The sequence below is a fragment of the Deltaproteobacteria bacterium PRO3 genome (assembly GCA_030263375.1).
Taxonomy (GTDB): domain Bacteria; phylum UBA10199; class UBA10199; order DSSB01; family DSSB01; genus DSSB01.
Window position 1 is genome coordinate 1 of record SZOV01000115.1, and the last position, 8,450, is coordinate 8,450.

The following is an 8,450-nucleotide window of genomic DNA, read 5'->3' on the forward strand; positions in this document are numbered from 1 at the left end:
GAGGTTGCGGACCGACTGGAGGTCGAGGTCTTCGGAGCTGAGGGCCCGCTCCAGACGCCGCAGGTAGGCGCCCCAAGGCTCGGCTGAGTCGGCGCGGGCGGAAAAAAGGCCGGCGCCCCAGGCGCCCGCCGCGTGGCGCTGCCGCGCCTCGACCTCGGCGGCGGCCAAGACCAGAAGGCCCAAGGCGGCGCGCGCGGAGATCGGCGCTTCCGCGGCGGTCTCGCCTCCCGCGCGGAGGGCGGAAAAATTTTGAAGCGCGGCGCTGAAGACAGGGCCGGGCCGGGTGGGGGTCATAGAAAAAACCCTGAGATTACGGAATTTTACTTATAATATCGGGACTTATCGCGGTCGGGGGGATTTTGTTGCGAAAAACGGACAGGGGATCGGACCCAACGACCGTTTCATTTTCGGAGCCTTTTCCGCCCGAGGAAACGATTTTCGTCCCATCTTACCCGCCCTGAAGCGGCCACGCTGCGACTTGGGCCGCGGAATGTCAACGAATTCCGGAATTATTTCGGATGGCATCCGCTTTGCTTTGCTCCTTGCCACGAACAACAACCTCTTCTCCACGAAAGGAGCTTCAATATGTCTTTCAAGAAAATCCTCGCCGCCCTGGCCTTGCCGGCGCTGGCGCTCTTCCTCGGCACCTTCACGCCGGCCTCCGTCGAGGCCAAGGCGGTCGAGGGGGTGGTCAACATCAACACCGCGACGCCGCAAGAGCTGACCATGCTGCCCGGCATCGGCAAGGCGAAGGCCGAGCAGATCGTGCAGCTGCGCCAGAGCAAGCCCTTCACCTCGGTGGACGACCTGAAGAACGTCCCCGGCCTGGGCGCCAAGCGCATCGAGGCGATGCGGCCCCATGTCGTGACCGAGGGCGCCACCACCGCCAAGCGCGTCTCGGCCAAGAAGGCCGCCGCAGCCGCCCCTGCGGCCCCCGCGCCCGCCCCGGCGACCCCGCAGGGCTGATTCTCCCTCCCCCACACCCCCGGCGCGACGAGGAGCCCGCCTCGTCGCGCCTTCTTGTTGCATCGTCAATAACAACCAAATGAATTTGATCTTGGAAATTAGTGTGCAAGAAAAATCCCAGTTAAGAAACATTTGAATTTACCTGCTTCGTCATTCGCCTTTTTAATCCGATTAACATTTTAACAAGCCTAATAAAGTTGACTTATCAATACGTTGATGACTATAAGTAGCAAGCAGTTATGGAAATCACAGAGCACAAAATCATTGCCATAGGTCGCTACAAGACGGTCCCAAAGAAAAAATCTTCTGGCGCAATATACACCCCATCGGGTTTTGCCCATTTCGTCGCAAATCAAATCCTAAACGAAGCCAAGCACCTAAAAAAAGAAAACAAAATCAGTGTGCTTGATCCTGCAGTCGGAAATGGTGAATTGCTATTGGCTTTAATTCAGCAGTTGAAGAATAATGGGTTTAAGAAAATTGAAGCGACGGGATTTGATACTGATCCCGCGGCCATTGAATTATCAAACCATAGAATCACGACTCTCCATCCAGAAGTAAAACTCTCACTCTCAGCGGATGACTTTCTTCAGTCTCTGTGGTCACAAAAGGGGGCAACGCTAGATCTTTTTTTCCAACAGCCCTTAAACTCAGGACAAACCTTTGACCTAGTGATCGCAAATCCACCATACGTTAGAACTCAAATCCTTGGAACTAAGCAAGCTTCGCTACTAGCCGATAAGTTCAAACTGGATGGCCGAATAGACCTTTATTATGCATTTTTGCTAAGCCTTGATCGAATCCTACATAAAGATTCAGTTGTTGGTATCATCGTCTCCAATCGTTTTATGACAACAAAGTCCGGCACCTCAGTCCGGCGCGGACTTTGGGAAAAGTTCTCAATCAGCAGCATCTGGGACTTTGGAGATACTAGGATATTTGAAGCAGCAGTCCTACCCGCGGTACTTGTATTCAAACCTCGGAATAGGAATAGTTTCTCCACATCAAAACCTATTTTTACTTCCATTTACTCAACGCAAAATGCCGAACCTGCGGCTGAAATGCCCTCTTTTTTTGAATCGCTAAATAAGCCAGGAATCATTTCTACCCCTGCAGGAAAATTTGAAGTACGTGTTGGAAAGCTGCACTTCGAAAGAGACTCTAGCGGAGTTTGGAGATTAGAGGATGACGGGGCCTCTAAATGGCTAAAGACCGTTGCAAAACATACATTTTGTTGCTTTCGCGATGTCGGAAAAATTCGTGTCGGAATAAAGACTACGGCTGACAACGTTTTTATTCGTTCAGATTGGAATAATATCCCAGAAAATGAGAGACCGGAACTTCTGAGGCCTTTGATCACCCATCATATTGCCCGACGATTCAAAGCCGAATCCATTGGAAAAATAAAAGTGCTCTACCCCCATATCATTGAGGATGGTCGCCGCATTGCTGTCCCTCTAGAACAGTTTCCTAAAAGTCAGATGTACCTTGAAAAACATCGCGTACAGCTTGAAGGGCGGAAATACGTGATTGAAGCTGGAAGAAAATGGTATGAGGTTTGGGTGCCTCAGGATCCAGCCGCGTGGAATCATCTGAAGATCGTCTTCCGAGACATATGCACAAAACCAACCTTTTGGATGGACCGCGAAGGCGCTGTAGTCAACGGCGATTGTTATTGGCTTCGAGCCGAGAATACTGAAAAAGAACCTTTACTATGGCTAATCCTTGCCGTCGCTAATTCGAAATTCATTGAGGCCTTCTACGACCATAAGTTTAACAATAAACTTTATGCATGCCGAAGGCGCTTCATGACCCAATATGTAGAGGAATTTCCGCTTCCGAATCCTAACACTCCTGCAAGCAGAGAAATGATTGAAAAAGTGAAGAAAATTTATGACTTGCTACCCAATAATGACACAGAGAATCTTGAAGCCGAAGTAGATCTCCTCGTCTGGAAATCATTCGGTTTCCGACCCGAAAAAGTCTGAAGGCAAGGGAATTTGTAACTTTCGGTTAATGACTTTTCCTTCAAAGCGTTTAAATCTCCGAAAAAAGCGTTCGCCGGTCGTTAAAATAAGGTTTTCTATGTTAACCTTCCCTCGGTTTAACGTTGCCCCAAAAATAGCATACCTGACGTCGCAATGCCTAAGTTGAACGCCGCCAAGCATTGGAATATCGAGGGGAAGAACACTATCAGGAGCAACCAGGCCAAGATCAATCGTTGGCGAGGTTTGCAGCTTCACTTCTAGCAATTGATTACGAATATCCGGAAATCGTCCATTATCCCGATAATTGCCATATCCAAGCCTTTCACTTACCAGACGATGAAGATATCCTCCCCTATTACGCTCTTGATCGCTTCCAATATCAGGAAAACAATTCCCAACTAAATGCTTAAGGCTTTCAAACAATGCCTTAATTGGCATAAGGGTGTCTAGTTGAGGATAATCGACTGGGGAATCATGGACTTTTGGTGGTTTGACTTGTTTTTTTAACAAACCGCATAATAAATTTGTATCTGTTGACACTACCAATTCGTGACGCTTATTAATGTTTCCAACCCTGGCTTGGTATTTTTGAGTAAGAGTGCCTGTCGGATCGAGAAGAGCAAGTAACTTTCCGTCTACCACCCTAATAGCAGTGATTACATCGTCATCCGAAACCCGGATGACGGCATAACGCCGAATAGGCGACAGCTCTTCATTCCAAATTTGAAGATTGTTCGATTTTTGAACATAAGTGTCCAAGCATTGTCCGGGAAATCGTGGGCGAGTCTTTCTAAAGGATAATGGAGCTGGATAACCAAGGGATTTGCACACTAGTTCTTTAACAAATTTTGAGCGAGTGCGAAGCGGAAGTCCTTTCAGAGATACTCCCTTTAGATGCTTAAGGAGCAAGATTTGCAACTCCGGCGATGGGATCCACAGCGTTGGATCCCCATATTTAATTTCATCATAAATCGTAAGTCCGCTCTCCTGAAGCGTCTTCCGAAAGCGCAAGGCCGAATTTTGTTGATTTTCTGTCATTGAACCCGGGGGGTAAGCAAACTTGGCACTGTTACATCCAACGCTCTTGCCAGTGCCTCTAAAGTACTTAATGAAACATTCCGTTCTGATCGCTCAACAGAGCCAATGTAGGTCCGATGTAATCCACAGGCATCCGCTAATTGTTCTTGGGAAAGACCGAGTTGAGCACGATGGCGACGAATATTTTGAGCAAGAACATCCCTTAACTGGACGTGTTTTGGCATAAAATAGTCTTTACTTTCTATCTATACGGCCACCCCGATTTTCACTTGATGATGTGTTTAGGTCTACAGACTATAAGTAGCATAGGAAATACAAATATTAGGGATAGCCTGTTAGGGTTATACAAGTGGCCATTTTCTTGGGTTATGATTGTCGCGTTGGCCAATTTGACATTCTCAAAACAAACCTCCTTGACACCACGCCCTAGCCCGACTATCCGGCGCAAAATAGGGGTCCATTCCGGACCCGCTTGAGCCAAGGGAAGCCCTGTGCGGCCGCGAAGCTAGCGGCCAATTCAGGCACGGTCCCGCCACTGTGACGGAGTCACGGGCTCGCCGCTAGTCACTGACCCTCCTCCCCGGAGGGTCGGGAAGGCAAGGCGAAACCCGCCCCTCCCAAGTCAGGAGACCTGAACTCAAGCCGACGAACACCTAAGGCCCGACAGGGCGCATCTCTTCGCGGAAAGAGAGAGGGATTTCTTGAGACACGGCTTTTTCATCGGCCTCGCGCTGGGGCTCTCCTTTGGTTTCGCTGCCGCGGCCGCGCGCGCCCAGCCCGCGCTCCTGGCCGGCGGCGCCGAGATCGGCGAGGTGCTGGTGCGAGGCGAGGGCGAATTCGAGAGCCCCGAGAAGCCCTCCGCCTTCGCCTCGGTCATCCGGCCCGACGACTACAGCGACGAGATGACCACCCTCCCCGAGCTGCTCTCCGAACAGGTCGGCGTCTTCGTGCAGAGCTTCGGGGGCCTGGGCCAGCTCTCCACCGTCAGCATCCGCGGCTCCACCGCCGAGCAGGTCTCGGTCTACGTCGACGGCATCAAGATCAACACCGCGCAGGGTGGCGCCGTCGACTTCTCGACCCTGCCGCTCGGCGCAATCGACCGCGTTGAGGTGCTGCGCGGTGGCGCCTCCAGCCAGTTCGGCAGCGACGCGATCGGCGGCGTGATCAACATCGTCACCAAGAAGGCGCAGAAGAAATACTCCCTCGAGCTCAAATTCACCGAGGGGAGCTTCTTCACCATCCAGACCCACGAGGGCTTCTCCAAGCGCTTCGGCAAGGTGGGCCTGGTGCTGGACCACACCCACTTCAGCAGCGAGGGCGATTTCACCTTCCTCTCCAGCGGCGTGCAGTTCGCCGGCGGCGGGGCGATCGGCGGCGGAAAGGAATTCACCCGTCTGCACAACGGCTTCTTCAGCGAGGGCTTCCTTTCGCGCGTCGACGTCGACTTGAGCGACAAGTGGCGGCTGAATTTCTTGAACGACTTCTTCGTCACCTCGCGCGACCAGCCGGGCACCGAGGTCGAGACCACCCAGCTCTACCCCGCCAACCCGCTGGACGCCCACGAGCTTCTGTTCCGCGACGCGGCGGGCCTGCGCCTCACGGGCGAGGACCTTTGGGTCGAGGGCCTGGATTTCAGCGTCGCCCCCAACTACCGGATGGAGCGCAGTCACTTCACCGATGCGACCCCGGCCTTCGGCGGGCCCATCGACGTGACCTATCTCAACCAGTCGGCCGGCTTCAAACCGAAGTGGGACTACCACCGCGACTTCGGCGCCCACGTCCACGACTTCACCCTGCTCTACGATTTCCGCTACGACCGCTTCAACGACAGCTCGCCGCTGCCGGGGGCCAAGCTCTCCGGCCTGCACACGCGGCGCACCCACGCGGTCTTCTTCCAAGACGAGATCCACCTGCTGGACGACCGGCTCTTTTTCAATCCCTCGGTCCGCTACGAGCACGCCAACGACTTCGGCGGCGACGTCGCGATGCACTTCGGCGTGGTCGGCCGGCCCGCCTCTTGGGTGGCATTGAAGAGTAACGTGGAAAATTCCTTCCGCTACCCCAGCTTCAACGAACTCTACTTCCCCGACCAGGGCTTCATCCGGGGCAATCCGAATCTTCTGAAGGAAGAGGCGATCAACTTCGACGTCGGCGCGGTCTTCGAATACGCCTGGGCGCGGGGCGAGCTGAGCTACTTCCGCAACCAGATCGACAATTCGATCGTCTTCGTGCCGGTCAGCGCCTTCACCATCGCGCCGCTCAACACCGGCCCCGCCACCGCCCAGGGCTTGGAGGCCTCGGTCAAGCTGACGCCGCTGAAATTTTTGGAATTCACCGGCAACTACACCTTCCTGCACGCCCAGCTGGACGGCTCGGGCAACCAGCTGCCGGGCAGGCCGCGGCACCTGGCCAACGGGCGACTCGAGCTGACCTGGAAGTACGGGTCGATCTTCGGCTCGGTGCAATACATCGACAAGCTGCCCATCGATTTCGCCAACACCAAGTTTTTGAGCCGACGCGCCCTGGTCGACGTGGGGGGGACCTTCAAGTGGAAGGACCGCTACTTTCTCACGGTCCAGGGTAAGAACGTCGGCAACGTCCAGACCTTCGACTCGGTCGGCTTTCCGCTGCCCCGGGCCAGCGTCTGGCTTTCGTTCGGATACAAAACCTAGAAGGAGACGACCATGAAACGCCTCGCCACCCAAACCCTGATGCTCCTCGCCCTCGCCGGCTTCGCGGCCTGCGGCTCGGGCAACGTCCAGACCGGTCCCGGCAACCCCAATCCCGGCGGCTCGGACGGCGACATGACGACCGCCGAGTCCTTCGCCGCCGCGACGGCGGTGCTCAACGCCTTCAGCATCGGCGCGGACTTCCCGCCCGACCTCGTCATCCCCGACGTCGCCGGGATGGAATCCACCGGTTTCCTGGTCAGCTTCAGCCCGGCAGGCGTGGTCCCGATCGACCTGAGCGCCAATCCGCTGAAGGTCTCTTCGCAGTTCGCCACCCTGGACGCCAGCGCCATCCCCGAGGCGGCCTTCCCCAACCACGTTGAGATCCTGAGCCCGACGCAGGCCTTCCTGCTGGCGGGGAGCGGGGTGGTCTACTTCAATCCCACGACGGGCGTCGTCTTCCAGAGCCTCGATCTCACCGCTCCGGTCAACCTGACCGAGACCTTGGATTACTCGCGGCCCGGCGATTGCAACTTCGACACCGTCGACGAAAATTCCGTCGGCCCCGGCCCCTTCTCGCCCGGCTTCGCCGCAGACCTGGCCGTGATCGGCGACCGACTCTTTGTCTCGATGAGCAACGCCTGCTTCGACGCAAGCTTCTCCTCCTTCTACGTCCAGGGCCTGGCCCTCGTCTTCGACATCAACGACGGGGTGCCCTTCCTGACGCCGGCCGCGACGCCTTACCTCGCGCTGAGCGGCTTCAACGCCACCGGCCTGACCGTCGCCAACGGCAAACTGATCGCCACCAGCACCGGCGACACCGAGCTGGCCGGGAGCGTCACCACGCCGGAGACGCCGTCGATCTTAGACGAGATCGACCCCGGCACGCTGGAAATCACCCGCAGCCTGAACCTGGGCCTCGTGGCCGCGAACTTCCAGCCCTTGGCCGTGACCGAGGACGGCACCTCCGGCTTCCTCGGCTCCTCGGCCTTCAGCGAGATCTACGAGATCGACCTGCAGAACTTCACCGCGAAGCGCGGCGCCGCGAATCCCATCGCGATCACCTCCGACGACAACGACTACATCACCGACCAGGAGATCGCCTTCGGCGGCGAGATCCTCTTCGTCTCCAGCTTCAACCGCTCGGCGGTGAATGCGGTGGACCTCACGACGGCCGGGCGCGAGGTGGTCGGACATGCCCTGGACTTCGAATTTCCGGAGCCGGGCGTGACCGGCGCGGGACCGATGGCGGTCCGTCCCGGAGAACCGGGCGCGGACTTCACCGGGCCGGATCTCTTTGTGCTGACGAGTTCGCCGGGGACGATCTCGACGGCGACGACGTATTGACTTGTAGGGGCGAACCTTGTGTTCGCCCCGCGGGCACGGATGGGGAGGGCGAACACAAGGTTCGCTCCTTCGATCGATCCGCAAAGCAATTCAGTGATTTTTTTTTGATACGGCGCCCGTAGGGGCCGTTCGCGCTTGCCCTCCGAAGGAGGGAACGGCCCCTACAGCAGGGATATGGCAAAACACCTTCGTAACGTCATTATTTGGATCGCCGCGGGCCTTCTTGCCGCCTGCGGAAACGGCCTCGTTCCCGCGAGGCCCGGCGCGACGGACGCCGGCGACGAACCCTTGCGCCTTTCCCGACGCAATGCCGCCGCGCCCCTCGAGCACATCCGAGAAGTCTACGCCGGCGAGACCGTCCCCCTGGAAGTCAGCGGCGTCGGCGAAGGCGAAACCGCCCTTTGGTTTTCCCTCGATACCACGCGAGGGATCTTTCGCAGGC

At 56.3% G+C, this 8,450-nt stretch carries 8 protein-coding genes and 1 riboswitch; of the genes, 5 read left to right on the forward strand and 3 right to left on the reverse strand.

What is annotated here, in order from left to right; all coding sequences use genetic code 11:
- A partial coding sequence (locus FBR05_13430) for a hypothetical protein (GenBank protein MDL1873179.1) occupies positions 1 to 294 on the reverse strand: 294 nt, incomplete at its 3' end.
- Positions 295 to 585: 291 nt separating this feature from the next.
- Between FBR05_13430 and FBR05_13435 the strand changes: the two genes are divergently transcribed.
- On the forward strand, positions 586 to 966 hold the full coding sequence (locus tag FBR05_13435; protein MDL1873180.1) for a helix-hairpin-helix domain-containing protein: 381 nt from the start codon (positions 586 to 588) through the stop codon (positions 964 to 966).
- Positions 967 to 1,205: 239 nt separating this feature from the next.
- Positions 1,206 to 2,954: a methyltransferase domain-containing protein gene (locus tag FBR05_13440; GenBank protein ID MDL1873181.1), complete on the forward strand. Its 1,749-nt coding sequence runs from the start codon at positions 1,206 to 1,208 to the stop codon at positions 2,952 to 2,954.
- Here the strand turns inward: FBR05_13440 and FBR05_13445 are convergent.
- Positions 2,925 to 3,992: a restriction endonuclease gene (locus FBR05_13445; protein ID MDL1873182.1), complete on the reverse strand. Its 1,068-nt coding sequence runs from the start codon at positions 3,990 to 3,992 to the stop codon at positions 2,925 to 2,927. The two genes, FBR05_13440 and FBR05_13445, sit on opposite strands and share 30 nt — an antisense overlap.
- Positions 3,989 to 4,216, reverse strand: a complete 228-nt coding sequence (locus FBR05_13450) for a helix-turn-helix transcriptional regulator (protein ID MDL1873183.1) — start codon at positions 4,214 to 4,216, stop codon at positions 3,989 to 3,991. The genes FBR05_13445 and FBR05_13450 overlap by 4 nt, the downstream gene beginning before the upstream one ends.
- A 255-nt stretch (positions 4,217 to 4,471) precedes the next feature.
- Positions 4,472 to 4,625: riboswitch (cobalamin riboswitch) on the forward strand.
- Positions 4,626 to 4,693: 68 nt separating this feature from the next.
- Here FBR05_13450 and FBR05_13455 point away from each other — a divergent pair.
- The 3 genes from FBR05_13455 to FBR05_13465 all read left to right on the forward strand — a co-directional run.
- Entirely contained in the window at positions 4,694 to 6,664 is a 1,971-nt protein-coding gene (locus FBR05_13455) for a TonB-dependent receptor (protein MDL1873184.1), read from the forward strand.
- Positions 6,665 to 6,676: 12 nt separating this feature from the next.
- Positions 6,677 to 8,008, forward strand: coding sequence for a hypothetical protein (locus tag FBR05_13460; protein ID MDL1873185.1), 1,332 nt, complete (start codon positions 6,677 to 6,679; stop codon positions 8,006 to 8,008).
- Between the two features lie 174 nt (positions 8,009 to 8,182).
- Positions 8,183 to 8,450 (forward strand): hypothetical protein (locus tag FBR05_13465; GenBank protein MDL1873186.1); only part of this gene is annotated, 268 nt, incomplete at its 3' end.

What these genes read in the sequence shown, in the direction of transcription:
- FBR05_13445 (MDL1873182.1), bottom strand. Translation starts at nt 3,992, where the DNA reads ATGACAGAAAATCAACAAAATTCGGCCTTGCGCTTTCGGAAGACGCTT.
- FBR05_13440 (MDL1873181.1), top strand. Translation starts at nt 1,206, where the DNA reads ATGGAAATCACAGAGCACAAAATCATTGCCATAGGTCGCTACAAGACG.
- FBR05_13435 (MDL1873180.1), top strand. Translation starts at nt 586, where the DNA reads ATGTCTTTCAAGAAAATCCTCGCCGCCCTGGCCTTGCCGGCGCTGGCG.
- FBR05_13460 (MDL1873185.1), top strand. Translation starts at nt 6,677, where the DNA reads ATGAAACGCCTCGCCACCCAAACCCTGATGCTCCTCGCCCTCGCCGGC.
- FBR05_13450 (MDL1873183.1), bottom strand. Translation starts at nt 4,216, where the DNA reads ATGCCAAAACACGTCCAGTTAAGGGATGTTCTTGCTCAAAATATTCGT.